Annotated in this window: 23 protein-coding genes and 1 pseudogene; 17 read left to right on the plus strand and 7 right to left on the minus strand. The window is 72.0% G+C overall.

All coding sequences use genetic code 11. The annotated features are described in order from the left end of the window. Positions 1–406 precede the first annotated feature (406 nt). The 5 genes from IE273_RS38390 to IE273_RS38410 all read left to right on the plus strand — a co-directional run bounded on the left by IE273_RS38390 (position 407) and on the right by IE273_RS38410 (position 8,736). Positions 407–2,590 (plus strand): RICIN domain-containing protein, encoded by a 2,184-nt coding sequence (locus IE273_RS38390; protein ID WP_189819765.1) that lies wholly within the window; start codon positions 407–409, stop codon positions 2,588–2,590. Between the two features lie 95 nt (positions 2,591–2,685). Next, positions 2,686–3,213 carry a 2Fe-2S iron-sulfur cluster-binding protein gene (locus IE273_RS38395; protein WP_103814229.1) on the plus strand — a complete coding sequence of 176 codons (528 nt, stop codon included), beginning with the start codon at positions 2,686–2,688 and terminating at the stop codon, positions 3,211–3,213. After that, positions 3,214–4,209, plus strand: coding sequence for an FAD binding domain-containing protein (locus IE273_RS38400; RefSeq protein WP_189819766.1), 996 nt, complete (start codon positions 3,214–3,216; stop codon positions 4,207–4,209). It abuts the gene before it with no gap. A gap of 28 nt (positions 4,210–4,237) precedes the next feature. Further along, positions 4,238–6,328, plus strand: coding sequence for a xanthine dehydrogenase family protein molybdopterin-binding subunit (locus IE273_RS38405; protein ID WP_189819767.1), 2,091 nt, complete (start codon positions 4,238–4,240; stop codon positions 6,326–6,328). Continuing rightward, complete coding sequence (locus tag IE273_RS38410; RefSeq protein ID WP_189819768.1) at positions 6,325–8,736, plus strand: glycoside hydrolase family 65 protein; 2,412 nt, start codon at positions 6,325–6,327, stop codon at positions 8,734–8,736. The genes IE273_RS38405 and IE273_RS38410 overlap by 4 nt, the downstream gene beginning before the upstream one ends. Positions 8,737–8,780: 44 nt before the next feature. Here IE273_RS38410 and IE273_RS38415 read toward each other — a convergent pair whose 3' ends face one another. Beyond that, on the minus strand, positions 8,781–9,824 hold the full coding sequence (locus IE273_RS38415; protein WP_189819769.1) for a bifunctional class I SAM-dependent methyltransferase/NUDIX hydrolase: 1,044 nt from the start codon (positions 9,822–9,824) through the stop codon (positions 8,781–8,783). Positions 9,825–9,968: 144 nt separating this feature from the next. On the opposite strand from IE273_RS38415, the gene IE273_RS38420 reads away from it, so the two are divergent. Next, positions 9,969–10,778 (plus strand): LytR/AlgR family response regulator transcription factor, encoded by an 810-nt coding sequence (locus IE273_RS38420; protein ID WP_189819770.1) that lies wholly within the window; start codon positions 9,969–9,971, stop codon positions 10,776–10,778. 57 nt (positions 10,779–10,835) lie between these two features. Then, entirely contained in the window at positions 10,836–11,336 is a 501-nt protein-coding gene (locus IE273_RS38425) for an SRPBCC domain-containing protein (protein ID WP_189819771.1), read from the plus strand. 15 nt (positions 11,337–11,351) lie between these two features. On the opposite strand, the gene IE273_RS38430 is transcribed toward IE273_RS38425, so the two are convergent. Beyond that, positions 11,352–12,455, minus strand: coding sequence for a winged helix DNA-binding domain-containing protein (locus IE273_RS38430; RefSeq protein ID WP_189819772.1), 1,104 nt, complete (start codon positions 12,453–12,455; stop codon positions 11,352–11,354). A gap of 267 nt (positions 12,456–12,722) precedes the next feature. On the opposite strand from IE273_RS38430, the gene IE273_RS38435 reads away from it, so the two are divergent. The 5 genes from IE273_RS38435 (at position 12,723) to IE273_RS38455 (ending at position 16,098) form a co-directional block, all read left to right on the plus strand. Beyond that, a complete protein-coding gene (locus IE273_RS38435; protein ID WP_189819773.1) occupies positions 12,723–13,370 on the plus strand; it encodes a cysteine hydrolase family protein in 648 nt (215 codons plus the stop codon). Then, positions 13,367–14,104, plus strand: a complete 738-nt coding sequence (locus IE273_RS38440; RefSeq protein WP_189819774.1) for an SDR family oxidoreductase — start codon at positions 13,367–13,369, stop codon at positions 14,102–14,104. The genes IE273_RS38435 and IE273_RS38440 overlap by 4 nt, the downstream gene beginning before the upstream one ends. A gap of 25 nt (positions 14,105–14,129) precedes the next feature. Next, the gene (locus IE273_RS38445) at positions 14,130–14,747 is read left to right on the plus strand and encodes a VOC family protein (RefSeq protein ID WP_189819775.1); all 618 of its coding nucleotides are present in this window, start codon (positions 14,130–14,132) and stop codon (positions 14,745–14,747) included. 72 nt (positions 14,748–14,819) lie between these two features. Further along, positions 14,820–15,041, plus strand: coding sequence for a hypothetical protein (locus IE273_RS38450; protein ID WP_229887979.1), 222 nt, complete (start codon positions 14,820–14,822; stop codon positions 15,039–15,041). Positions 15,042–15,720: 679 nt separating this feature from the next. Then, positions 15,721–16,098 (plus strand): nuclear transport factor 2 family protein, encoded by a 378-nt coding sequence (locus IE273_RS38455; RefSeq protein ID WP_189819776.1) that lies wholly within the window; start codon positions 15,721–15,723, stop codon positions 16,096–16,098. A gap of 74 nt (positions 16,099–16,172) precedes the next feature. Here IE273_RS38455 and IE273_RS44205 read toward each other — a convergent pair. Further along, positions 16,173–16,642, minus strand: a pseudogene (locus tag IE273_RS44205) (hypothetical protein); the annotation flags it as partial. Between the two features lie 216 nt (positions 16,643–16,858). On the opposite strand from IE273_RS44205, the gene IE273_RS38460 reads away from it, so the two are divergent. Genes IE273_RS38460 through IE273_RS38475 form a run of 4 tightly spaced genes read left to right on the plus strand, consistent with a single transcriptional unit; the run spans position 16,859 to position 19,766 of the window. Further along, positions 16,859–17,230 carry a hypothetical protein gene (locus tag IE273_RS38460; protein ID WP_189819777.1) on the plus strand — a complete coding sequence of 124 codons (372 nt, stop codon included), beginning with the start codon at positions 16,859–16,861 and terminating at the stop codon, positions 17,228–17,230. An 11-nt stretch (positions 17,231–17,241) separates the two neighbouring features. Beyond that, entirely contained in the window at positions 17,242–18,825 is a 1,584-nt protein-coding gene (locus tag IE273_RS38465; protein ID WP_189819778.1) for a peptidoglycan-binding protein, read from the plus strand. A 22-nt stretch (positions 18,826–18,847) separates the two neighbouring features. After that, entirely contained in the window at positions 18,848–19,327 is a 480-nt protein-coding gene (locus IE273_RS38470; RefSeq protein WP_189819779.1) for a protease inhibitor I42 family protein, read from the plus strand. Positions 19,328–19,352: 25 nt separating this feature from the next. Next, complete coding sequence (locus IE273_RS38475) at positions 19,353–19,766, plus strand: hypothetical protein (RefSeq protein ID WP_189819780.1); 414 nt, start codon at positions 19,353–19,355, stop codon at positions 19,764–19,766. A 41-nt stretch (positions 19,767–19,807) separates the two neighbouring features. On the opposite strand, the gene IE273_RS38480 is transcribed toward IE273_RS38475, so the two are convergent. Next, positions 19,808–20,698, minus strand: a complete 891-nt coding sequence (locus tag IE273_RS38480; protein ID WP_189819781.1) for an aldo/keto reductase — start codon at positions 20,696–20,698, stop codon at positions 19,808–19,810. 387 nt (positions 20,699–21,085) lie between these two features. Between IE273_RS38480 and IE273_RS38485 the strand changes: the two genes are divergently transcribed. Beyond that, a complete protein-coding gene (locus tag IE273_RS38485; protein ID WP_373309468.1) occupies positions 21,086–22,012 on the plus strand; it encodes a Rieske (2Fe-2S) protein in 927 nt (308 codons plus the stop codon). A gap of 29 nt (positions 22,013–22,041) precedes the next feature. Here IE273_RS38485 and IE273_RS38490 read toward each other — a convergent pair whose 3' ends face one another. The 3 genes from IE273_RS38490 to IE273_RS38500 all read right to left on the minus strand — a co-directional run bounded on the left by IE273_RS38490 (position 22,042) and on the right by IE273_RS38500 (position 26,186). Further along, positions 22,042–23,136 carry a carboxylate-amine ligase gene (locus tag IE273_RS38490; protein ID WP_189819782.1) on the minus strand — a complete coding sequence of 365 codons (1,095 nt, stop codon included), beginning with the start codon at positions 23,134–23,136 and terminating at the stop codon, positions 22,042–22,044. Between the two features lie 783 nt (positions 23,137–23,919). Continuing rightward, the gene (locus IE273_RS38495) at positions 23,920–24,984 is read right to left on the minus strand and encodes a ParA family protein (RefSeq protein ID WP_189819783.1); all 1,065 of its coding nucleotides are present in this window, start codon (positions 24,982–24,984) and stop codon (positions 23,920–23,922) included. Further along, a complete protein-coding gene (locus tag IE273_RS38500; protein WP_189819784.1) occupies positions 24,981–26,186 on the minus strand; it encodes an RNA/DNA-binding domain-containing protein in 1,206 nt (401 codons plus the stop codon). Before IE273_RS38500 ends, IE273_RS38495 begins: the two co-directional genes overlap by 4 nt. Positions 26,187–26,706 lie beyond the last annotated feature (520 nt).

Genomic DNA, 26,706 nt, shown 5'->3' on the forward strand with positions numbered 1-26,706 from the left:
CTGGCGTCGTCTGGTCCTCGGTCTTCGATATCGCCCCGGTGCTCGGCGTTCGGCGCCGCCCGGCCCTCGGCGTCCGGCGTCGCCCGCTCCCCGGCGTCCGGCGTCGTCTGGTCCTCGGTCTTCGATATCGCCCCGGTGCTCGGCGTTCGGCGCCGCCCAGCCCCCGGCATCCGGCGCCCCCGGCCCGCTCCCCGGGCATCCGGAGCCGCCCAGCCCACGGCATCCGGCGCCCCCGGCTCCTCCCCACGCGCCCGACCCCTACCGGCGGCGTTTCCCGTTCCGCCTCTTGACGCCAGTGGTCCGGACCTTTAGTTTCACGCCTTAAACAAAGCCCCGCAGGTCCCAACGGCCGAATGTCCCCCGGCTGTTGGGTCTGCGGTCCCCCACCGAAAGGCCACCCGCCCACATGGCCAGACCCCTTCCGGCGGCAGGCTCGCTCGCCGCACTGTCCCTAGCCGCCACCCTGCTCACCGCGGCGCCCGCGCCCGCCGTCACCGCCGGGGCCGCCGCCCTGCCCACCGGCTTCGCCACGGTCGTGAACGCCGCGAGCGGCAGGTGTCTGGACGCCAAGGCCGCCGCCACCGCCAACGGCACCGCCGTGCAGCAGTACGCCTGCAACGGCACCACGGCCCAGCAGTGGAGCCTCATCGACGCCGGCGACGGCTACGTCCGCATCGGCAACCGCAACGACACCAACCAGGTGGCCGACGTCGCCGACGTCTCCACGGCCGACGGCGCGGCCGTCCACCTGTGGAGTTACGGCGGCGGCGCCAACCAGCAGTGGCTCCCCGTGGACGACGGCGGCGGCGCCTTCCACTTCGTCAACCGCAACAGCGGCAAGTGCCTGGACGACCCCGGCGCCTCGCTCGCCGACAGCGTGCAGTTCGTGCAGTACACCTGCAACGGCACCGCCGCCCAGCGCTTCCAGGTGGTCCCCGTGACCCAGTCGACGAGCAACCCCGACCTCGGCCCCAATGTCGTCGTCTTCGACCCGTCGATGTCCTCCTCGACCATCCAGGGCAAGCTGGACACGATCTTCAAGCAGCAGGAGACCAACCAGTTCGGCTCCCAGCGCTACGCCGTCCTCTTCAAGCCCGGCGCCTACAACGCCAACGTCAACGTCGGCTTCTACACCCAGGTGCTCGGCCTCGGCCTGACCCCGGACGCGGTGACGGTCAACGGCGCGGTGCACGCCGAGGCCGACTGGTTCCAGGGCAACGCCACCCAGAACTTCTGGCGCGGCGCCGAGAACCTCTCCGTCAACCCCACCGGCGGCGGCGACCGCTGGGCGGTGTCGCAGGCGGCGGCCTACCGCCGGATGCACCTGCGCGGCAACCTCGCCCTGGACGACGGCGGCTGGTCCTCCGGCGGCTACCTCGCCGACAGCAAGGTCGACGGACAGGTCAACTCCGGTTCGCAGCAGCAGTGGCTGACCCGCAACTCCCAGCTCGGCAGCTGGACCGGCTCCAACTGGAACATGGTGTTCGTCGGCAGCCAGGGCGTCCCGGCCACCAGCTTCCCCAACCCCCCGTACACCACCGTCGCGCAGAGCCCGGTCACCCGGGAGAAGCCGTTCCTGTACGTCGACGGCTCCGGGAACTACCAGGTATTCGTGCCGTCCGTACGCACCGACTCCACCGCGACGAGCTGGGCGGGCGGCAGCCCGGCCGGCAGCTCGCTGCCGCTGAGCCAGTTCTACGTCGTCAAGCCCGGCGCCACCGCCGCACAGATCAACGCGGCCCTGGCGGCCGGCCAGAACCTGCTGGTCACGCCCGGTGTCTACCACCTCGACCAGACGCTCAAGGTGACCCGCCCGGACACGGTCGTCCTCGGCCTCGGCCTCGCCACCTTCGTCCCGGACAACGGCGTCACCGCGATGTCCGTCGCCGACGTCGACGGCGTGAAGATCGCGGGTCTGCTCTTCGACGCCGGCACCACCAGCTCGAAGACCCTGGTCGAGGTCGGGCCGGCCGGCTCCACCGCCTCCCACGCGGCCGACCCGACCTCCCTGCACGACGTGTACTTCCGCGTCGGCGGCGCCGGCGTCGGCAAGGCCGCCACCAGCCTCGTCGTCAACAGCGACAACGTCATCGGCGACCACATGTGGATCTGGCGCGCCGACCACGGCAGCGGCGTCGGCTGGACCAGCAACACCGCCGACACCGGCCTGGTCGTCAACGGCGACGACGTCACCATGTACGGCCTGTTCGTGGAGCACTTCCAGAAGTACCAGACCGTCTGGAACGGCAACGGCGGCCGTACCTACTTCTTCCAGAACGAGATGCCGTACGACCCGCCGAACCAGGCCGCCTGGATGAACGGCTCCACGCAGGGCTACGCCGCCTACAAGGTCGCCGACTCGGTCACCAGCCACCAGGCGTACGGCCTCGGCAGCTACTGCTACTTCAACGTCAACCCGAGCGTGACGGCCGCCCGCGCCATCGAGGCGCCGAACAACCCGAACGTCCGCTTCACCAGCATGGTGACCGTCTCGCTCGGCGGCACCGGCACCATCAGTCACGTCATCAACAACACCGGAGGACCCTCGAACGCGACGACCAACGTCGCGAACCTCGTCCGCTACCCGTGAGCGAAGGGGACGACCTTCCGGACGTGTGAGCCCGGCGTGTCCTGGATACGCGGTCTGCACGGCTCCACCGTCCGTCCGGAAGGTCGTCCCCCGCCATGACCAGCGCATCCCACCACTCCGAGGTCACCCTCCGGGTCAACGGCAAACCCCACACCCTGCGCGTCGACCACCGGCGCGTGCTGCTCGACCTGCTGCGTGAGGACCTGGACCTCACCGGCTCCAAGAAGGGCTGCGACCACGGCCAGTGCGGTGCCTGCACCGTGCTGGTCGACGGGCGCCGCCTCAACAGCTGTCTGCTCCTCGCCGTCACCCTCGACGGCAGCGAGATCACCACCGTCGAGGGCCTGGGCGGCGACCGCGAGGAGCCGCACCCGCTCCAGCGGGCCTTCCTGGACCGCGACGCCTTCCAGTGCGGCTACTGCACCCCCGGCCAGCTCTGCTCCGCGGTGGGCATGCTCGCCGAGGCCGCGGCCGGCCACCCCTCCCACGTCACCGACCCGGCGGCCCCCACCGAGGGACCCGTACCGCTGGACCGGCCCGAGATCCGCGAACGGATGAGCGGCAACCTGTGCCGCTGCGGTGCCTATCCACGCATCGTCGAGGCGATCGAGGACGTGATCTGAGTGAACGGCTTCGGATACCTCAGGCCCGGCAGCGTCCAGGAGGCCGTCGAGGCCCACGCCGCCCAGCCCGGCGCCCGCTACCTGGCCGGCGGCACCAACCTGGTCGACCTGCTGAAGCTCGGCGTGGAGCGGCCCGCCCTCCTCATCGACATCGGCCGGCTGCCGCTGAACGGCATCCAGGAGCTGCCCGACGGCTCCCTGCGCGTCGGCGCCACCGTCCGCAACAGCGACCTCGCCGCCGACCCGCGCGTCCGCGAGCGCTGGCCGGCCCTGTCCCAGGCGCTCCTCGCCGGCGCCTCCGCACAGCTGCGCAACGCCGCCACCACCGGCGGCAACCTGCTCCAGCGCACCCGCTGCCCCTACTTCCAGGACCTGGACAAACCCTGCAACAAACGGGAGCCGGGCAGCGGCTGCGGCGCCCGGGACGGCGTCCACCGCGACCACGCCGTCCTCGGCCACTCCCCGCAGTGCATCGCCACCCACCCCTCCGACATGGCCGTCGCCCTCGCCGCCCTCGACGCCCAGGTCGAGCTGTACGGCACCGACGGCACCCGGCGCCTGCCGGTGGCCGACTTCCACCGGCTGCCCGGCGAGCACCCCGAGCGGGACACCTGGATCCGCCCCGGCGAACTGATCACCGGCGTGCTGCTCCCGGCCGCCACCGCCGGTGCCCCGTCCGCCTACCGCAAGGCCCGGGACCGGGCGTCGTACGCCTTCGCGCTCGCCTCCGTGGCCGTCCTGCTGCGGGTCGCGGACGGCGTCGTCGACCAGGTGGGCGTCGCCTTCGGCGGGCTCGCCCACCGGCCCTGGCGGGCCCGGCACACCGAACTGGCCCTGCTGGGCGCCCCCGCCACCCCGGCCGCCTTCGAAGGGGCCGTCGCCCTCGAACTCGCGCACGCCGAGCCGCTGCGGGACAACGCCTACAAGGTGTCCCTCGCCCGCAACCTCGCCCTGGACGTCCTGAACCGTCTCGCCCCGGCCCCGGCAGTGGCCTGAGCCCTCGCCGGAGGAGCAGGAGGATTCCATGACCGGCACGACCGGCACGACCGGCACCGCCCTGGGCGCCCCCGCCGAGCGCCGGGAAGGGCGCCAGAAGGTCACCGGCGCCGCCCGCTACGCCGCCGAGTACACCCTGCCCGGCCGCGTCCACGCCTGGCCCGTGCCCGCCGCGGTCACCCGGGGCCGGGTCACCGCCGTCGACACCTCGGCCGCCCTCGCCCTGCCCGGCGTCCTCGCCGTCCTCACCCCCTTCGACGCGCCCCGGCTCGCCGAGCCCGAGGACGGCACGCTCGCCGTGCTCCAGAACCCGGACGTGCCGCACCGGGGCTGGTGCGTGGCCCTGGCCGTCGCCGAGACCCTGGAGACCGCCCGCGCCGCCGCCCGCACCGTCCGCGTCACCTACGCCACCGCACCCCACGACACCGGCCCCGTCGAGGGCCACCCGGGCGGCTACGAACCGCAGGAAGCGGGCGGTCAGCCCGGCCGGGTCGAGCACGGCGACCCCGAGGCCGCCTACGCCGCGGCCGAGGTCCGCGTCGACGTCACCTACCGGGTGCCGCCGCTGCACAACCACCCGATGGAGCCGCACGCCAGCACGGCCCACTGGGACGGCGACCGGCTCACCGCGTACACCTCCAGCCAGGGCGGTACGACCGTGCGGTCCGTGCTCGCCCAGCTGTTCCGGCTGCCCGAGGAGCGGATCACCGTCGTCGCCGAGCACGTCGGCGGCGGCTTCGGCTCCAAGGGGACCCCGCGCCCGGACGTCGTCCTCGCCGCGCTCGCCGCCCGGCACACCGGCCGGCCCGTCACCGTGGCCTACCCCCGCCGGTACCTGCCCACCGTCGTCGGCCACCGCGCCCCGACCGTGCAGCGGCTGCGGCTCGGCGCGCACCCGGACGGCCGGCTCACCGCCCTGCTGCACGACGTCACCACCCAGACCTCCCGCGTGAAGGAGTTCGTGGAATACGCCGGGGTGGTCTCCCGTGTCATGTACGCCACCCCCAACCTGCGCAGCGTCCACCACGTGGTGCCGCTGGACGTGCCCACCCCGTCCTGGATGCGGGCCCCCGGCGAGTCACCCGGCATGTACGCCCTGGAGTCCGCCATGGACGAACTCGCCGACGCGCTCGGCGTGGACCCGGTGGAACTGCGCGTGCGCAACGAACCGGAGCGGGAACCGGGCAGCGGCAAGCCGTTCAGCAGCCGGCACGTCGTGGAGTGCCTGCGCGAGGGCGCCCGCCGCTTCGGCTGGACCGGCCGCGACCCGCGCCCCGGCGTCCGCCGCGAGGGCCCGCTGCTGATCGGCACCGGCGTGGCCGCCGCCACCTACCCCGTGCAGGTCGCCCCGTCCACCGCCACCGCCGAGGCCCGGCCCGACGGCACCTTCGTCATCCGGGTCAACGCGGCCGACATCGGCACCGGAGCCCGTACCGTCCTCGCCCAGATCGCCGCCGACGCCCTCGGCGTCCCCCTGGAGCGGGTGCGCACCGAGGTCGGCCACAGCGATCTGCCGCCGGCCCCGCTGGCCGGGGGGTCCATGGGCACCGCCTCCTGGGGCTGGGCCGTGCACGAGGCGTGCACCCGGCTCGCCGCCCATCCCGAGGAGGGGCCGACGGTCCGCGCCGACACCACCGGGACGGCCGACGCGGAAAGCCCCTACGCGCGGCACGCGTTCGGCGCGCACTTCGCCGAGGTCGCCGTCGACACCGTCACCGGCGAGGTCCGGGTGTGCCGGCTGCTCGGCGTCTTCGCCGCCGGGCGGATCCTCAACGCCCGCACCGCACGCTCCCAGTTCACCGGTGCCATGGTCATGGGCCTCGGCATGGCCCTCACCGAACACAGCACCCTGGACCCGGCGTTCGGCGACTTCCCCGAGGCCGACCTCGCCTCCTACCACGTGCCCGTCCACGCCGACGTCCCCGGCATCGAAGCCGACTGGATCGACGAACACGACACCCACCTCAACCCCATGGGCAGCAAGGGCATCGGCGAGATCGGCATCGTCGGCACCGCCGCCGCCCTCGGCAACGCCGTCCACCACGCCACCGGCATCCGCTTCCGCACCCTCCCCCTCACCCCCGACCGGATCCTCGCCGGCCTGCTGTCCGAGGGGTGACGGTGACGGGACCGGCGTGGGAGCACCCCTGGGAGTACCCCTGGGAGTACGTCTGGGAGTACGACGGCTACCGGCCCGCGGAGGAACGCCTTCGGGAGTCCCTGTGCACCCTCGGCAACGGCTACTTCGCCACCCGCGGGGCGCTGCCCGAGTGCACCGCGGACGACGTGCACTACCCGGGCACCTACGCGGCCGGCTGCTACAACCGGCTCACCTCCGAGGTCGCCGGGCGCCGGATCGAGAACGAGGACATGGTCAACCTGCCCAACTGGCTGCCGCTGCGCTTCCGGCCCACAGGCGGGGACTGGCTCACCCCGGACACCGTGCCCGTCACCGAGCACCACCAGGTGCTCCACCTCGATCCCGGCCTGCTGGAACGCCGTACCCGCTACCCGATCGGACCCGGCGCCACCCTCCTCGTCCGGCAGGTGCGCCTGGTCCACCTGGCCGACCCCCACCTCGCCGCGCTGCGCACCGAGTTCACCGCCGAGGGCCACACCGTCGAGCTGGACGTCGAGGCCGCGCTCGACGGACGCGTCACCAACTCCGGCGTCGCCCGCTACCGGGACCTGGACGGCCGGCACCTCAGCCACATCGAGGTCGGCACCAGCGCACCCGGCACGGTCTGGCTGCGCTGCCGCACCCGGGTCTCCGACATCGGCTTCGGACTGGCCGCCCGGCTGACCGCCGGGGTGCCGGTCACCCACGCCAACGAGGCCCACCGCGCCGTCCAGCGGCTCCGGTTGTCCCTGCCGCCCGGCCGGACGGCCACCGTCGACAAGACCGTCGCCCTGCACACCTCCCGGGACCCGGCCATCAGCGACCCGCTGCGCGCGGCCGTGGACCGGGCCGGCGCCGCCCCCGGCTTCGACGAACTGCGCGAGACCCACCACGCCACCTGGGAGCAGCTGTGGCGGCGCACCGCGCTCGACGTGCCCGGCGAGGCGGGCAGCATCCTGCGCCTGCACCTGTTCCACGTGCTCCAGACCCTTTCGCCGCACACCGCCGACCTGGACGTCGGCGTCCCCGCCCGCGGCCTGCACGGCGAGGCCTACCGGGGCCACGTCTTCTGGGACGAACTCTTCGTCCTGCCCTACCTGAACCTCCACCTCCCCGAGGTCTCCCGCGCCCTGCTCCGCTACCGCCACCGCCGCCTGGACGCCGCCTGCCACGCGGCCCGCGACCTCGGCCGGGGCGGCGCGCTCTACCCGTGGCAGAGCGGCAGCGACGGCCGCGAGGAGACCCAGCAGCTGCACCTCAACCCGCGCTCCGGCCGCTGGCTGCCGGACCACTCCCGGCTCCAGCACCACGTCGGCTCGGCCGTGGCCTACAACGTCTGGCAGTACTGCGAGGCGACCGGCGACATCGAGTTCCTGCACGGCGAGGGCGCCGAGGTGCTCCTCCAGATCGCCCGCTTCTGGGGGCAGTCGGCGACCTGGGACGACCACCTCGGCCGGTACCGCATCCGGGGCGTGGTCGGCCCCGACGAGTACCACGACGCCTACCCCGGCGCGGACCGGCCCGGCCTGGACGACAACGCGTACACCAACGTCACCGCCGCCTGGGTGCTCATCCGCGCCCTGGAACTGCTGCACGGCCTGCCCGAGCCGCGCCGCCGGGAGCTCACCGAGCTGACCGGTCTCGGCGAGGACGAACCCGACCGCTGGACGGAGGTCTCCCGCCGCCTGCACATCCCCTTCCACGACGGGGTGATCAGCCAGTTCGACGGCTACGGCGACCTCGCCGAACTGGACTGGGCGGGCTATCGCGGACGGTACGACGACATCCGGCGCCTGGACCGCATCCTGGAGGCGGAGGGCGACACCGTCAACCGGTACAAGGCGTCCAAACAGGCCGACGTGCTGATGCTCGGCTACCTCTTCTCACCGCTCGAACTCCGCGCGCTGTTCCAGCAGTTGGGCTACCACCTGGACGAGCACATCTGGCTCGCGACCGTGGACCACTACCTGCACCGCACCAGTCACGGCTCCACCCTCAGCGGCCTGGTCCACGGCTGGATCCTGGCCCGCGCCCGCCGCTCCGACGCCTGGAGCTTCGTCCAGGAGGCGCTGCGCGGCGACATCGCCGACCTCCAGGGCGGCACCACCGGAGAGGGCATCCACCTCGGCGCGATGGCCGGCACGCTCGACCTCGTCCAGCGCGGACTGACCGGGCTGGAGACCCGCGCCGGCGGCCTGTGCCTCGACCCGGTCCCGCTGCCCGAGCTGTCCTCCTACGGCTTCGGCATCCGCTACCACGGCCACTGGGGCGTCCGGCTGCGCCTGCGCAGCGGCCTGCTGGAGATCGCCGTACCGGACTCCGACCGCTCACCCATCGACGTCCGCCTGCGCGACCGCGTCATACCGGTGGGGCCGGGGGAGACGGCCCGGCTGGTGCTGCCGGACTGAGGCCCGGCCACCGGCCCCCGGGGCGAGGCGCGCCGGGCGGGGACTCAGCCTTCCGCGACCGGGTACCGGTGCACCGGCGGCAGACCGGGCAGCAGTCCCGGCCACACCGTGTCCAGGACGTGCGCGCTCGGCGTGAACAGCGGCCGGGCGAGACCGGGCAGGTCGGCGGGCTCGTGCCACTCCCAGCGGCGGACCAGCCGTGGCTCGGTGACGACCGGCTCGCCGGTGAACGCCGTGACCTGGACGGCGGCCGTCACCCGGGGCATGCCCTCCACGGAGTCCATCAGGACCGCCCGCACCCGCGCGCCGACGGGATCGGCCTTCAGGGACGTCTCCTCCTCCAGCTCCCGCACGGCCGCCGCGGCGAAGTCCTCGCCCGGCTCGTTCTTGCCGCCGGGCAGCTCCCACACGCCCCGCACCGACCAGCCCAGCAGCACCCGCCCCGCCGCATCCGTGACGACGACACCGGCCCCGGTCAGGGCGTGCGGAGCGGGCCGGCCCTTGCCGGCGCAGACCAGCCCGGCGGGAGCGGGGCCGCGCAGGACGAGCAGGGCCAGGCCGTCGGCGTCGTACCGCCCGGCGGACTCCCAGCCCGCGCACAGCAGCCCGATCTCCTCCTCGTCGAGCGCCACGCCCCGCTCGCGCTCCGGTACGGCGTCCACCACCGGGGTGATCACGCAGAGCGCGCCGCCGGGACGCAGCCGCTCCCGCAGCCGGCCGAGCACCCGCGTGCGGTCGCGGACGAACGCCCAGCCGAGCCGGACGGTGATCAAATCGTAGATGCCATGGGGTAGTTGATCCAGGTCGTCGCGTTCGATGTCCAGCTGCCGGTACGTCACCCCGTCCGCGCCGGCGCTCCGGGCCCCGGCGAGCGCGACGGCGGACCAGTCCACGGCGTCCACCAGGTACCCGGACGCGGCCAGGTGGCGGGCGAGTTCGCCGAGCCCGCAGCCGACGTCCAGGCAGCGCCCACCCGCCGGAACCGGGACGTGCTCGGCTAGCAGCCGGCGCTCGGCGGGGCCCAGGGACCGGAACCGGCCGCCGCGCGCGTAGTGCGCGTCCCACTCCTCGGGTTTCAGCTGTGCCACCGGGCCTCCTCATGACGGTCGATACGCGGACAAGGGGATCATGACCTGGTCACGGCCGGGACACACCGCCGTCCCCGATCTCGACGGCGCCCCCCGGCGGGACCACCATGGGAGGGCGGTCGAGGACGAGAGGAGCCGCCGCACATGAGGGTGACCGACGCGCCCTTGCGCGTCCTGGCCGTGGACGACGAGGAACCCGCGCTCGAAGAACTGCTCTACCTGCTGGGGGAGGACCCGCGGGTCGGCACCGCCGTGCCCGCCCTGGAGGCCACCGAGGCGCTGCGCCGGCTGAGCCGGGCCATGGCGGAGGGCCCGGGTGGCACGGAGGGCTTCGACGTCGTCTTCCTCGACATCGACATGCCCGGCCTCAGCGGTCTCGAACTCGCCCGGCTGCTGGGCGGGTTCGCCGCTCCGCCGCTCGTCGTCTTCGTCACCGCCCACGAGGACTTCGCCGTGCGCGCCTTCGACCTCAAGGCGGTCGACTACCTGCTCAAGCCGCTCCGCAAGGAGCGCTTCGCCGAGGCCGTACGACGGGTCGCCGAGCTCGTCCGGGCCGGACAGGGCCCCCGCCCGGCCGCCCCCGTGCCGCCCGCGCCCACGGCACCCGCCCTCGGCGACCAGGTGCCCGTCGAACTGGGCGGGGTGACCCGGTTCGTGCCCCTCGCCGACATCACCCACGTCGAGGCGCAGGGCGACTACGCGCGGCTGCACACCGGCCAGGGCAGCCACTTGGTGCGGATACCGCTGTCCACCCTGGAGGAGCAGTGGCGCTCCCGCGGCTTCGTCCGGATCCACCGCAGCCGGCTCGTCGCCCTCGGCCGGATCGAGGAACTCCGCCTGGACGGGGGCAACGTGAGCGTCCGGATCGGCGACCGGGTCCTCGCCGTCAGCCGCCGCAACGCCCGCGAGCTCCGCGACCTGCTGGCGGGCCGCGCGACCGGCCGGATGCGCTGAAGGGTGCGGGGAAGTGCCGTCACCCGTCCCGGCCGCCACGCGTGTTAGGTTCGTCGAATGAGTGCCCAAAACGGCTCGTTCTGCGTGGACTTGGACTTCACGGTGCCTCGGTCCGAGGTCTTCCGCGGCTTCGCCGACCCGTCCCTGCGGCGCCGCTGGTTCCGTCTCCCCGGCGGCTCCGCCACCGCCCGGCACGAACTGGACTTCCGGGTCGGCGCCGGCGAGACCGCCGGCAACGTCTTCGTCTCCGAGGACACCGAGGAACACCTCGCCTACCGCTCCCGGTTCCTGGACATCGTGCCGGACACCCGGATCGTCTACGTCTACGAGGCCGAGGTCGACGGCAGCCGCCGCTGGATCTCCCTCGTCACCGTCGAACTCGCCGACGAGCCCGCCGGCTCCCGCCTGACCTGGACCGAGCAGTACACCTGGCTCGTGCCGACCGGGGACGGCAGCCAGGACGCCGCCCACCTCCGCGGCGGCACGCGCCTGCTGCTCAACGGCCTGTCCACGGTCGTGAACCCCGACCGCCACCACGGCCTGCGCGTACGGCCCTGAGACCCGGTGCCGGGATCATCCGACCGGCGCCACGACCACGTCCCGCCTGGCGATGCCGGGGTCGGTGAACTCCAGCACCCGCTCGGCCTCGGCACTCAGCTCCCGCACGGCCCTCGCGGGCAGAGGCTCGAACGGCGTGAGGGTCAGGGTCACCGCCGTCCTGCGCCGGGTCGTGGCCCAGGTGCCGGCGACGAACCCGTCCCACAGGAAGGACGCCGGCACCCGCAGGTTCCTGGTGATCAGCCGGGGCCGGTACTCGGTGCGGACGATCCGGCTGCGGTCCTTGTGGGCGAGGACCAGACTGTCGAACTCCGGCAGCAGGCGGACCGGCGCCGGCGTGTCCGGGTCGGGGCGCGGCGCGTCGGGGAGGTCGTACACCACCCGGCCGTCCTCGGTGGTGAACGCGCGCAGCTCCGGGGCCAGCCGCTCGAACACGTCCGCCGCCTTCAGCCAGCCGAACTCGCGCAGGTCGGCGGGGCCGGCCGGGCCGTACGCGGCCAGGTAGCGGCGGACGAAGTCCTCCGCCGAGCTCTCCACGGCCGGCTCCGCGCCGAGCCAGGACCCGGCCATGGTCACCCCGCTGGAGGCGGGGAACGCCCACCGGTCCGCCGTCGGCACCATGACCAGGGGCAGGTTCATGCGCACGCGGTACCCGAGCGCCCGGTCATCGGCGTCGGGGAACTCGCGCCGCATCCGCTCCCGGATCGCCGCGAAGTCCAGCGGGCCGGCGTCGAGGACGCCACGGGCGACGGCCACCAGGCGCTCCTGGTCGATCTCCGGGCCGGCGATCCGCTTGGTGACACCGGCCGCCGCGGCCACCAGGGAGGGCTCCACCAGCGCGCGGAAGGCCAGGTAGTCGCGGGCGCTGAGCAGGTGCAAGGTGGCCCGGACGTAGGTGGCCCGGACCACCTCCCGTTTGTCCAGGGCCGTGCGCAGGTCGTCGGCGCCGAAGCCGGCCAGCCGGTTCCACAGGGCGAGGAACGGTGAACTCGGCTGCTGGGCCTGGAGGGCGAGCAGGCGTTCCACGGCGTCGGCCACGGACGTCCGTGCCCGCTCCAACAGCAACTGCCGGGCCAGGGTGGCACGGTTCAGCGCGCGACGGCTCAGGACGTCGGTCATGTCGCTCCTCGGATCGGGTGCAGCTCCCAGCGCCAAGCTAGGGCACGAGAGCGTCATCCCGGGAACCGCCGCCGGTGACGGAGAGTGCCCGGGTGGCTGCACCGATGGCGACCCCCCTCGGCAGCCGAGGCCGCCCCCGGCCCGGCTCACCTGCCCATCGGCGCGGATGCCGTCCGGCGGGACGGGTGACAGACTGAAGTGTCCGAGCCCGGGCCCGCGGCAGCCGGCTCGGGGCGTGCCCGTGCGCCGGCCGGATGGGAACCCTCCATGACTTCCGAGACCCCCGAAGCGCTGTACTCCCCGGACCGAACCGCCCTCCTGATCATCGACCCGTACAACGACTTCCTGTCCGAGGGCGGCAAGCTGTGGCCGCGCGGGAAGGAAGTGGCGGAAGGCGTCGGCCTGCTGGACCACATGCGCACCATGCTCGCCACGGCCCGCGGCCAGGGCTTCCGCGTCTTCATCGTGCCCCATCACCAGACGACGCCGGACGACTACGTCACGTGGGACCACCTGTCCCCGACCCAGCGGCGCATCGTGCGGCAGCAGACCTTCGCCGCGGGCAGCTGGGGAGCCGAGTGGCACCCCGACTTCCGGCCCGGCGAGGGCGAGTTCGTCACGCGCCAGCACTGGGCGTCGAGCGGTTTCGCCAACACGGACCTGGACTTCCTGCTCAAGCAGCACCACGTCCGGAACGTTGTGCTCATCGGCATGCGGGCCAACACCTGCGTGGACACCACCGCACGCTTCGGTCAGGAACTGGGCTACCACGTGACCCTCGTCCGTGACGCCATCGCCGCCTTCAGCTGGGAGGAGATGACGGCGACGTGCGACATCAACGCGCCTCTGTACGCCCACGCCGTCCTCACCACGGACGAGTTCGTCGACATCGTGAACGGCGGTGACAGCCGGTGAGCGGAACGCGCGGAGGGCTGGCCGGGCAGACGGTCGTGGTGGTGGGAGGCAGCGCGGGCATCGGCCTGGAGACCGCGCGCCAGGTACGTGCGGCCGACGGCGAACTGGTGCTCGTGGCGCGCGACGCCGAACGTCTGCGGCGGGCGGCGGACGAACTGCACCCGCGGAGCACCGCCGCGTTCGACGCCCGGGACAGCGGCCGTCTGGAGCGATTCCTCGGCGAGCTGCCCGGGCAGGTCGACCATGTGTTGGTCACGGCGGGCAGCCCGTCGTACACCCCCCTCGCCGAACTCGACCTGACCGACGCGGGGCGGGACTTCGGCGGGCGCATCGCGATGCTGCTCGCGGTGGCACGGGCGAGCCGGGAGAAGGTCAGGGCCGGGGGGACGCTGTTGTTCATCGGCGGTACCGGTGGCCGCCGGCCGGCCCCCGGGATGGCGGTGACGGGCGCCGTCACCGCCGCGCTGCCCGCGCTGACCGCCAACCTGGCACTGGAGGTCGCCCCCGTCCGGGTCAACCTGATCGCCGCCGGGTTCGTGGACACCCCCCTGTCGGCCTCCCTCCTCGGTGACCGACTGGAGGCTCGCCGCGAGGAGTTGAGAAGGACACTGCCCATCGGCCGGGTGGTCGGGCCGGCGGACGTCGCCGCCCTCGCACTGCACATCATGACCAACGGCGCCCTCACCGGCGCCACCTACGACATCGACGGCGGCCAGCAGCTCGTGACCCACTGACGCATCGAGACGGGGAGCGCAAGTCATGGACATGAAACTGGAGATCGTCGTGGTGCCGGTGGCCGACGTCGACCGTGCCAAGGACTTCTACACCGCCCTCGGCTGGAGGCTCGACGGGGACTTCGCCCCCGAGGAGGACTTCCGGGTGGTGCAGGTGACCCCTCCGGGTTCCCCGGCGTCGGTCATCTTCGGCCGATCGGTCACCGACCGGCCCCCGGGCTCGGCCCAGGGCCTGTACCTGGTCGTCGACGACATCGAGGCCGCCCACGAGGAGCTGACGCGGTGCGGCGCCGACCCGAGCGAGGTGTTCCACGACGCCGGCGGGATCTTCCACCACGCCGGCACCGAGGCCCGGGTGCCCGGTCCCGACCCGAAGCGCGGCAGTTACGGCTCCTACCTGGCCTTCAGCGACCCGGACGGCAACGGCTGGTTCCTCCAGGAGGTCACCACACGCCTCCCGGGCCGGCTGGATCCCACGACCACCTCGTACTCCTCGGCCGACGACCTGGCCGGCGCCCTGCGGCGGGCCGCGGCGGCGCACGGGGAACACGAGGCCCGCATCGGCACGGAGGACCCGGACTGGCCGGACTGGTACGCGCGGCACATGGTCGGCGAACAGTCCGGCACGGAACCGCCCTCCTGAACCCGGCCGCCGGTGAACCGGGCGTCCTGGCGTTCGTACGGCTCGCGCCGGCCTGGCAGGATGCACGGTGACATGGAGCGTGGGGAGGCGACGGCTTCGATGGACCCGAGTTCGATCAGTGTGCTGGTGACCTTCGTCGGCGGGCCGGCCGACGGCCGGACCGAGCACCTGCCGCTGTTCGAGGCGACGAGCCAGGTCACCGTAGGCGGGGTGACCTACGGGTGCGACCCGGGCCCGCCTCCGGAGGTGCGCGACACTCCGGAGGGGCTGGCCCAGGTGATGCGACCTGTCTGAGGCACGGGGAGGCACGGGGGTGCGCTCCCGTGGACGGCGAGCCCGCCCGAGGCATCCGTCAGACCGGGCAGAAGTCCTCGCGGGCCGCCACGAACTCCTCGATCGTCCCGGCGGGGCGCCGGTCAGGCGCTCCACGTCGCCGGAAGCCCGGTCGTAGCGGTTCTGCCGGTGCAGGCGGCACATGGTGACGATGTGCCGCTCGACGCGCGGCGGCAGGCCGATCACGGAGAGCACCTCCTCGCGCCACCGGTCGAGGAGCACGTCCCCGTACGACACCGGACTCCCCAGCGCCTTCGAGAAGGCCTCGGCCATCTCCGTCATGTCCACGGTGCGCGGCCCGGTCAACTCGTGCGCGTGTCCCACGTGGGGCAGGGGGTCGCGCAACACGGCCGCGACCGTCCGGGCGACGTCGTCCACGGCGATCGGCGAGGTGCGCCCCGCTCCGAACGGCAGCACGATCGCGGGTGGGCGCGCGCGTCGCTCAAATGCCCAGAAGGACAAGGGTGTTGGTGAGCTCGACTCCACGGCCGAGCCAGGAGGCCAAGCATGCGCTCGGGGCGCCGGTTCCCTGCACGCGTCCGGTCAGGTGTGCGCCCAGTGCTGTGACCGGGACGGTCCACCGTGATCGGAAGGCGGCTCGCGGGACGAGCGGACGCGCAGCGGCTGGTATTACTGGGGCATGCAGGAAGAGACGGCACGCTCCGCGATCGACACGTTCATCTCCGCGTTCAACGCCTCGGACGACAGCTATGTGACTGCCCTGCTCTCCCAGGCCCTGACCTCAGACGTGGTCTTCTGGGGGCCGTTGGGTCGCAGCGAAGGAATCGCTGCGGTCGAGCGGTTCGTGCTGGACATCCGGCGCCACCCGGCGGGGACCGGCACGATGGTGCGCTGCTCGGCGGTGGACATGCCTGACGAGTGGGCCCGGTACCAGTGGGTCTTCACCACGCCGGATGGCGGCCCCCGCCTGGCGGGAACGGACGTCGTCCATCTGCGGCGGAGCCTCATCGACCAGGTCATCGTCTTCGCGGGGGAGATCAAGCCGTCCGTCTCCTGAGTCGCCCTCCTGTCGCTGTCCTTCTCGTGAACTTGTCCCTTTCGGCACTCCGGGGCTGCGGTTCGCGGTCGGTCAGGCAGCGGCGTTGAGGGGCGTCCGCCCCGGCGGATGCCCTTCTCGCCGCGGATGCGGGCGCGTTCCTTGCGTTGGGCGGCGAGTACGTCGGGGTGGCGGGCGTTGGCGTTGCGCCGGCGCGGGTAGCGGTGCAGTGCCTGGGTCTGCGTGGGGTGGCGCCGGTGTGGGCGGAGAGGTCGTCCAGGATGATGTGGATCGGGGCGCCGTCGGGTCGGGCGGCGCGGCTCGACTTCAGCGCGGCCAGGGTGTTGACGGTGCCCTCGCGGCGGCGGTCGACACCCCACAGGGGGGCGTCGCCCACGGAGCAGCAACCGTGTGTTCTGGACCGCTTCCCGGACCAGGTCTTCGCAGGGCAAGCCAAACCGGTTGGGATCAGGTCGCGCACGGTGTCCTCATCGGCCCGGACCAGCTGGGCGATCACCGGCACCCGGTTCCCGCCCGCCGAAGCGAGCAGCATCATCGCCCTCCGGCATACGCGGACACGGCACTGGGCAGTGGGACGAAGGGAGTCGAAGGTCACGGTGAGTCGCACCCAACCGCCTGGGCCAGGGACGAGCGCCCGGCCATGCCGCAGTGGTGGGTGATGTGGAGGAGGTATGTGTGCCGGACGACGTGTGATCTGCGTATACAGGCTGCGTGTTAGCCTGCCCGCGGTCACGATCGAACGCGTGCGGGGGAGACGGCGGTGGGCTCGGACGGTTACCAGGTCAAGGCAGGCATGACCGGGCAGGCCCAGCAACTCGACGACGCCGGCACGGACATGGACGGCGTCGGCTCGGCCGTGAAGTCCCGCACGAGTTACTCGTACGGCGAGGTCGGCGGCCAGGACGCCGCGTCGGCGCTGAACGCGTTCGTCACGGCCTGGGAGGCGGAGGCCAAGACACTGGCGTCGGCGCTGCACGAGCTCGGCGGCAAGGTGCAGTTGGCCAAGAAGACCTACCAGGGCACCGACAGCCTGGTGAAGACGCACGCGGACGGCGTCCCCGTCGGCGGCGCGAGCGGCCTCACCGACACATCGGCGCGGGGCGGGCGCACCTCGGTCCTGTCGAGCTACTGAGGAACGGGCCGGTGTCGTTCTTCTCCTCTCCTCTCGACTCCCCTTCCCTCCGTCTCACGTGGCTAGCGGGGCTGTCCGAGAAGATGCTCGCCGCCGGGAGCAAGAACGAGCTCCTCGACCTGATCGACGACGCCCTCTCGGTGCCCGAACCGGGCGGCGACCCGGCCGTGCTGGAGGGTCTGGCAAGCCTCTACCGCGGCCAGGTCGACCACGTCGGCAGCGTCTTCGACCAGGTCGACCGGGTGGGCCGCAAGGGCCTTTTGGAGGTGTGGGTCGGCGACACGAGCGTCCTCGCCTCCGACGTGGTGAAGGCCGCCGGGCGGTCCGTGAACCGGATGAGCGAGGCGTTCCAGGGCTGCGCGACGGTGCTGCTGACGCTGGCCGACGCGATCGGCGCCGCGCAGCGCAAGGACGAGCAGGGCCGCGGACAGCTGCTGGAGCAGAAGAAGACGCTCGGCGGCAAGGACGGCTTCTTCGACGACCTGCACGAGAACGACGAGGAGGAGTGGGACCGCAAGAACGCCGCCCACTTCGGCTCCTTTGCGGTCGACCTGATGCACGCCGCCGTGGCCGACGCCCAGGAGGCCACCCGCGTCGCGGCCCGGGACCTGAACAAGTGGGCCGCCGAGGCACGGGCCGGGAAGATGGGGACCAGCGAACTCACCGCCGTCGACAAGCTGATGCTCGCCGACACCGGCGTGGCGGGCGCCGACGCGGCACTGAACGAGATCCTCACGGCCGGCGACCTGGAGCGCGCGTCGGCGCGCATGGACCTGCTGAGCCTCGACGACGAGACGGCCATGGAGCGGATGCTGGCGAAGTCGGACAGCCCGCAGGAGCGGGCCTACCTGATGAAGGCCCTGGCCGCCGGGCACAGCGTCGCCGAGATCGAGACGTTCCAGAACAAGATCCACGGCAAGGGCCCGGCCTGGCTGCGCCGGCACCTCACTCCGGTGGTCACCGCCGCGGACAGCAGGGACGACGAGGGCCTGGCGCCGGACGGCTCGAACAACAACAAGGACTACGTCACGTTCGACGGCCAGCGCTGGATCCAGGGCGGCGACGGCTCCGAGGGCACCTGCGTGGCCTCGTCCACCGTCACGTCCCGCGCCATGGTCGACCCCCTCTACGCGCTCGACCTCACCGGCGGCCCCGACGGGCAGCAGGACGACCCCGACGCCTTCAGACAGCGCCTGGTGGCCGAACAGCACCGGCTGCACACCGAAGGCGACGGCGGCGAGAACTGGGGCGGCATGGGGCCCGAGGGGCAGGAACGGATCAACGACACCACCGTCGGCAGCGCCACCGGCACCGACTACGAGCGGCAGGACCTGAACAGCGCCGCCGACCGCAGGGCGGTCCTCACCGAGGTCGAGAAGTCGGTGGCGCGGGGACGGCCGGTGCCGGTCGACGTCTCGGGCAAGGAGGGCGCCCACGCGATGACCATCATCGCCCAGGAGGGTGACATGCTTCAGGTGTACAACCCCTGGGGCTCGACCACCTGGGTCAGCGAGGACGACTTCATCAACGGCCACATGGGCAAGGCTTCCAACAGTGATCTCCCCAACGCGTACAGCGTCTATCTCCCGCGGTAGCAGGGGCGGTGCCGCGATCGCGGTGGCCGCGCTCCTCGCTCTCGCCACGGGCTGCGGCTCGGGCACCGGCGAACCGGCCGGCGGCTCCACGAGCGCCGCGGGCCGTCCGGCCGGCCACCCGGTGAAGGACACCAGCATCACCGCCCGGCCGGGTGAGCGCTTCTCGCTCACCGTCGACCAGAACGCCTCCACCCGCGAGTACTGGTACCTGGTCGACCCCGCGCCCGACAGCTCGGTGCTGGTCAGCCGCGGCCGTGACTACGCGTCCGACTCCGGCGACGAGCCGGTGGACGGCGCCGGCGGCCGGCTCACCTTCACCTTCGAGGCCAAGGGCAAGGGCACCACCCGGTTCACGCTGCTGCACTGCACGTTCACCACCTGCCAGGGCAACACCTCCACCCGGCCCCCCGAGACGACCGGCCCCTCCGCCACCCCGACCACGGCGGCGGCCACCCCCTCCCAGCCCCCCCAGCGCATCACCTACACCGTCACCGTCCGCTGAGGGACGGGACACCCGAGGCCCCGCCATGAACGACGACGCCCCGTACCCGCCGGACCGCCCGGACGACGAGCTGGCCCGGCTCGACATCACCGTCCTGCTGCGGTACGGCCTCACCGCCGAGCCCGGCACCCGGCGCACCGCCCTGTTCGGCGACGGTGCCGCGGCTGCGGCCGTCGTCCTCGACCGCCTCGGCACCGAGCCGCGCTCGGTCGCCTTCCTCGCCGACACCGTGCGCGCCGGCGGACTCGCCCGCGCCGCGGAGCTGCCCGAGCCCCTGCCCCGCCCGGAGGCGGCCGTCCTCGTACGGGAGTGGCTGCGGGCCGGCGCCGAACTCGCGGGCGGGATCGCCGCCGACGACACCGCGGCCACCTGGCTGCACGCCGTCGCGACCGTCATCGAAGTGAAGCGGCTGACCCGGGCGCGGGGCCGGAGTGCGTGATCGGGCCGACCCGTCCGCGTCCGCCGGTGGCCGTGCCGCGCTCATGCCTCGGGAATGGTGATCCCGAGGCTGAGGGGGTCCCGTTCGTCGGGGTCCGGTCCGTGGCGTACACCGGTATCCAGAGCGTCGACGCGGGTGATCTCCCCGGCCGACAGTGCGAAGTCGAACACGTCGAAGTTCTCGGCGATGCGCGCGGGGTTGGTGGATTTCGGGATCGCCGAGCGCCCCTGTTGCAGGTGCCAGCGGAGCATGACCTGCGCCGGCGTCTTCCCGTGCGAGTCGGCGATCTCGCGCAGTACGGGATCCGAGAGCGTGCTCCTGCGGTGTTCGCCCCAGCCCGGATAGAACGTGATGCCGCCGATCGGCGACCACGCCTGGGTGAGGATGCCGTACTCGGCGTCGGCCTGCCGCACCTGGGGCTGGGTGAAGTAGGGGTGCAGCTCGACCTGGTTCACGGCGGGCACGACGTCGGCGCGTTCGAGCAGCTCGGCCAGGTGCCGGGGCATGAAGTTGCTGACTCCGACGGACCGGACCCGCCCGTCGGACAGGAGCTTCTCCAGCGCCCGGTAGGCAGCGACGGTCGCGTCGAACGCCTTCGGAGCCGGCTGGTGGAGGATCAGCAGGTCGATCCGCTCCACGCCGAGCTTCCCGGCGGCCTTGTCGAAGGCGTGCAGGGTCTGCTCGTACCCGTAGTCGCTCACCCAGACCTTGGTCTCGATGAACACCTCCGAGCGGTCCAGCCCGGAACGGCGGATGGCCTCGCCCACCTCGCGTTCGTTTCCGTACGCGGCAGCGGTGTCGATGTGCCGGTAGCCGGTCCGCAACGCGGTCTCGACCGCTTCGGCGGTCCCCTCGGGGGGTGACTGGAAGACGCCGAAGCCGAGGGCCGGCATCTCGACGCCGTTGTTCAAGGTGAGAGGGGGAATGGTCATGGCGACCACCGTAGGAAGTCCCGGCACTGCGAGGGAGAGGAAGCCAGTACCCCCCTCGCAGGGAATAGCCGGGACGCGGGACCGACAGGTGGGTCGCGACGGCAGTCGGCTGCGTTGCCCGCGGGTGCGGTCAGCGGTGCTTGACGCCGGTCCGGGCGGCGGGAGCGAGGGTGGGTTCGGTGACGGGGGCGGCGCCGAGGGCCCGGTCGACGGACCGCTCGTCCGGAGCCGGGCCGGCGGCCGGACCGCCCCCTACGAGACGGCAGCACGCGCCGGCATGGGCCACTGAGCCAACCGCTCTGAGAGATCCGAGAGCCCACGGCATCGCGGCCCGCGCGTGCCCCTGACCCCTGTTTGTCGTCTGCGCAGGTGGGGACCCGGCCGACCATGAGTACTACGCCACGCCGACGCCCGCGGATGCGGCCAAGCCGCCTCCTGCGGCTGCTGGACCGCCTGGAGCGGGAGCCCAGGGCCGACGCGGTGATCGACGGGATCCGCAAGGGGGTGCGGGCCCTGCCGCTCGGCGACGGGCGGGACCTCCTGCACGGCAGGTGGCTGGGGCACCCGGTGCATCCGCTGATGGTGCAGGTGCCGATCGGCAGCTGGTTGTCGGCGGCGGTACTGGACCTGTACCCCGGCCGCTCCCGTGAGGCGGGCCTCCTGGTCGGCGTCGGCCTGGCCTCCGCCGCACCCGCGGCCCTGGCGGGCTGGGTCGACTGGGCGGAGCTGCACCGCCAGCAGCGGCGTGTCGGACTGGTGCACGCCCTCGCGAACTCGGCGGCCGTCGGTCTGTACGCCGCCTCGCTCACCAGCCGCGCCAAGGGACGGCACGCGGCAGGCCGGGCCTACGGCTTCCTGGGGCTGACGGCGGTCGCACTCGGCGGCATGCTGGGCGGCCACCTGGCCTACCGCCAGGCATCCGGCGCCAACCACGCCGAAGAGGTCCCGCACATCGTCACCCGGGGCTGGCACCGGATCGGAACGGTGGCCGAGTTCCCGGTCGACCGGCCGGTACGGCGCAGCGTGGACGACGTCCCGGTCCTGGTCGTCCGGGAAACCGGAGGACAGATCCATGCCCTGGCCGAGCGGTGCAGCCACCTCGCCGGGCCGCTCTCCGAGGGCACCGTCTCCGACGGCTGCGTCCAGTGCCCGTGGCACGGCAGCGTCTTCCGGCTCTCGGACGGCTGGAACGTCCGCGGCCCGGCCACCGCGCCCCAGCCGTCCTTCGACAGCCGGGTCACCGACGGCCACGTCGAGATACGCCTGCGTCAACAGCACGGGGACGGGCAGGCGCCGGACGAGACGCGGTCCTGACCGCGGTCGCCACGTCACGGCTCAGCCGACTAGGGCGTGGTGCTCTGGGCGAGGATCAGGTCGGTGACTGCGGGCAGACCGCCTTCGGCAAGCGCGGCGCGCTGCCGGTCCGCGCCGGTGCCGCTTCGCAGAAGCCGGTGGACCAGGGCCGTCACCTGCCGGTTGTCGCCCGACGCGTCGAGCGCGGGGGCGACGTGGCGCAGCAGTTCGTACAGCATCTCGCCGGCCCGGCGTTGCCGGCCACCGGGGTCGACCAGGGTGCTGCTCAGTCCGTGGCGGGCCGCGTGCCACATGCTCGCCTGGAGCAGTTCCTGGTCGCAGTCGAGCGCGGGAGCGCCGACGGCGGCCTCCGCCAGCGCGGTCTCCACGAGGGCCCGTACCAGGCCCGTGAGCATCACCGCGTCGTCCGCGCGCAGCTGCACGTCCAGGCACCGGACCTCGATGGTGGGGTACCGCGCCGAGAGCCGGGCCTGCCAGTACAGCTGACCGGTGTCCGAGATCAGACCGCTGTCCAGCAGCTGTTGCACGCGCCGGTCGTGGTCGGCGATGTCGGCGAAGTGCGGGGGCATGCCGCTGACCGGCCAGCGGCTGAAGATCACGGTGCGCCAGCTGGCGAACCCCGTGTCGTGACCGTCCCACAGCGGGGAGTTCGCGGACAGGGCGGTGAGGGCCGGCAGCCACACCCTGATCCGGTTCAGGACCTGCACGCCGGTCTCCCTGCTGGGGACGCCGACGTGCACGTGCATGCCGTTGACCAGCTGCTCCGCCACGAGCTGGGGCGCCTGGGTGAGCATGGCCCGGTACCGGGCCCGGTCGGTGACGGCCACGGGGTGGCCGTGGCGCAGCGGGGGAGTGGCGCAGGCGGCGATCCGGCAGCCGTGCGCCTCGGCGGCCGCCCCGAGGGCGTGCCGCAGCCGCAGCAGGTGCCCCCCGACCTCCTCCAGGGTGGCGCACACCGGCGTGGCCACCTCGACCTGCGCCTGCAACAGCTCGCACTGCACCTCCCGGTCGGCCACGAGGTGCCCCAGGCCCGCGGCTGCTCGCACCTTGTCCCCCAGAGGGACGGGCAGACCCGTGACCGGGTCGAGCAGCAGGTACTCCTCTTCGACACCGATCGTCGTCATCGATCGCCTTCTGTTCCGCCCGGGTGCGCCGCCGGACTGGCTCCCGATGCGCCTGGCCGGTGCATCGCACGGCGAGGACTCGTCGGGAGAGTCACTCGCGATGCCCGAGTGCCGCACCCACGTCGCGGTAAACCATCACCTGTCGCCGATCATCACGATATGAGCGGATATCCCTGGCGGGCGGACCGCCGTCAGACTCCGCCACACAGGCCGCCGTAGGGCGGGACCACGACGCTGCGGGGGGAAGGGTCGGCAACGGGTCGGTGTGAGTCCTGGAACACCTGGCGACAGCTGATCGAACCAGGGAAACGATGTAGCCTCCGGAGAACGCCCTTGACCCGCAAGAAGCGGGCAGGGAGCAGACAGACCGGGAGTTTCCTCGTGCTTCGTACCATGTTCAAGTCCAAGATCTAGCGTTTGAGTGTTTCCGCAGGTCAGAGCCCTGATCGCTGCCTCCGGGTCAGTAAATGGTCAGCATTGGGCCGGACGGTTTCCGGCTTGCTGACCCGTACCGGGGCGGGGCTTGCTGCGCTGACCGGCGCGTCAAGTCAGTCGTCGCCAGAAGGCGCCTCCTCGGCCTCGATGGCCCGCTGCGCTCATCCGCGATCGCTTGCAAGCCTGGAGACGGCTCGGGCCGACCAGGGGCCGCCGAGGCTGTCAGGTCCTCGAAGACATGCCGCCCTGCCAGGGCGGACCCTGTGCTGCTGTTTCCCACGCGATCTGTCGAGCAAGATGGGTGCCGAGCCGGGGCAATTTCTTGACGTACTCGTCGGATGAAAACCATCAACCAGCCTTAGGCGCGTCGCCCGTGTCTCGGGGGAGATCTTCTAGCCTGGCAAGAACTCCTTCAGACAGCGTCTTAAATTCCTTGAAGCAGGTTTTCACGTATTGCTGGGTGCTGCCGAGTGCACCATCAGCCGGCCGCAGATCGAACATTGGCTTGCGTGCGTCGTGCGCGAGGGGCATCAAACTGCGATAATTCCTCATGGTGGCAATGCGGTGGCTATCGTCCCCTCGCGAGGGCGGGGATTCACCGAGGACTGCTGAGGAATAGACCCAGGGAATGCGCTGGAGCCATCGCTCGTACGCCTTGACTGGTCTGTCAAGTCGCATTTCTGGCTGCATGATGACGTACCCCAGCGGCTGCATGCTCGCGCGAGGGGCGGAGATGTTATCGGGAACCCTTGGCAGGACGAGGGACTGCCAGTCGGTGCGCCATTGGCGCAGGGTCGGACCCAGGTTGCTCAGGCCCTTCAGCGAGAACAGGTCCGCGGCCAACGGCATTAGCACCGTGTCAGCTGAGATTAGGGCGGCCCGGTTGATGGCACCCAGGTTGGGGCCGACGTCGATCAGGACGATGTCGGCGTCCACGGACCGCGCCGCCTGCTCGGTGATGCGGTGGAACGACGTGGATGTGCGAATGGCGGCGACGTCGCCCGCATAGGCGCGTGACCATTCATTGGACAGTTTGTCCTCGAAGCGGCTCAGGTCGAGACTGCCCGGCAGCAGCCATAGGTCCGGCTGGAGCCGAACCGGCTCGACGACAGCGATGTCACCGGTGCCCTCCAGGATGGGACGGACGGCGTCGGCAATGGTCTGACCGCTGCGCACCCGCCCCGTACCCGGCAGGCCCGCCATGGCCGCGCCTTGGTTGATGAGCTCGGAAGAGTTCTCCCACAGTTCCTCGATCTCTGTTTCCTCTAGGCACATCGACGTGAGGTTGGCCTGAGGATCGAGGTCGACCGCCAGCACACTTAGGCCGAGTCGCCTGATCATGTGGGCGAGATGGTAGGTGAGGGTCGTTTTACCCACCCCACCTTTATTGTTGAACAACGCGATCGAGGTCATGCGGCTCTCCGGATGACGACAGCCCAGGACGTGTCGTCGACCTGGAACTCGGCGGGTGGGTTTCCATTGGTCTCTAGCGCCTTTTTCACCCGGCCAATACCCCGGCCGAACCGGTTCACGTAGCCGAGACCCTTCATCGCGGCGGCCAGGGAAGGATTGCGGTAATCGGTGACCCGGTCGAAGTTGTCGTCCCGGACCTGCCCGAAGGGGCCACCGGGGTTGGTGACCTCGATGCGGTCGTCGAACCACACGATGCGGGTCGGCGCGTAAGAGGTCTCGTAATTTCGGTGCATGAGGGCATTCATGCAGAGTTCGCGTAGTGCTTCCAGCGGATAGTCTGGGCGAGGCGTCTCGCGGAAGCCGTCCTCCACGAGGCGAGTGCGCAGGTTACTCCGCAGAAGGGGTTCGAGCCGTGCCGACAGCCCTACCAGGTTCTGACGCAGTTCCTGCTCGTCCGCGACGGGGGCGTCGAGGTCCATGCCCTGATAGCGGACGAACTGGAGGTACGCCCCGGGAATGTGACTTCCGGGGTCGAGACCGATGGTGAGTAGGCCGAGCACGGTCGGCGCGCCGCCCGGCGTCATGAGGTGGAGTGACGACAACTGAAGGTTGACGGGACGGCCGTTCTCCTCGATCACCTCGGGCGCGACCATGGATGGTAGGTACGACTGCCGGAACAGGTCAAGGTCTAGGTCTTCGAGGCGGGTGAGAGGCAGCGGGCGTGTGTCGAACGGGATGTCCTTGGCGCGACGACGCTCCGCCAGCACACGCTCGTCCTCTCGGCTCGCCCTGCGTGTGGTGGGGCCGGGACGGACCCAGATAACGCCCTCGAACCGGACTGGTGGAGTGGCGCATGCCTCGACATGAAGGCGGATGACCGGTTTACCTCGAAAGATGGCCCTATCGACGGTGAGGGACGGGCGGTCGAGGATGCGCCCGTCGTCCCGCAGCTCGGTAAGCTGAAGGAGTGCTCGGTCGCTCAGGTCGACGTCGTCGACAGGATGTCCCTTGTCATCGACACCGATGAGGATGTCGCCACCACCGTGGCCCCCCAAATCGTTGGCCATGGCGCACACCGCGTTTGCGATGGCGTCTCCGCGCTTCCCTTCGCGTTTAGCGGTGCGCTTGAACTCGAGGGACGCGGTCTCCTGCGTGCCCAGGAGGTCGGCAAGATCCGTTCTGTTGTCGCTCACGGTGTCCATTGTGCCGTGCGGGTGCGCTGCTCAGTCGTGATCCAAGCCCTGCGGCGGATCATGGCTGGCGCCTGTGCGCCTCCTATTCCGCCCACGGTCCTGCGGGAGGACGGGCGAGGCTCCGCACCCAGTGGTCGGCCAGGACGTCAGCCAGGAGGAGGCCGCGGCCGGTCATGGTCATCGCGTCCGGGTCAGCGGTAGCCAGCGCAGTCCGGAGGGTGTCCTGGCTTGCTGGCTTGATTCGACGACCGTTCCCCTGGTAGCTGTAGGCGGCGAAGAGCACGACCGGTTTGAGCTAGGCGAGGCGCCGTAACCCAGGCTGCAGGCCGATCACGGCGCACTGACCTGCAGCGGATCCGGGTCGAGCGCGACGATGCCGCTGAGGACGCGTAAGCCGGGAGGGATGCGTCCACTCCGCCGGCCGAGATGATGCCTCCTTGTCAGGCAGAGTCCGGCCTTTCCATGAATCCCGTAGCCATGGACCCGGTACCTCTGCGGTGGTCCGTGCCCGCGCTGGGGGAGGTTCTTG

The sequence above is a fragment of the Streptomyces olivaceoviridis genome, assembly GCF_014650115.1.
Classification (GTDB): Bacteria; Actinomycetota; Actinomycetes; order Streptomycetales; family Streptomycetaceae; genus Streptomyces; species Streptomyces olivaceoviridis.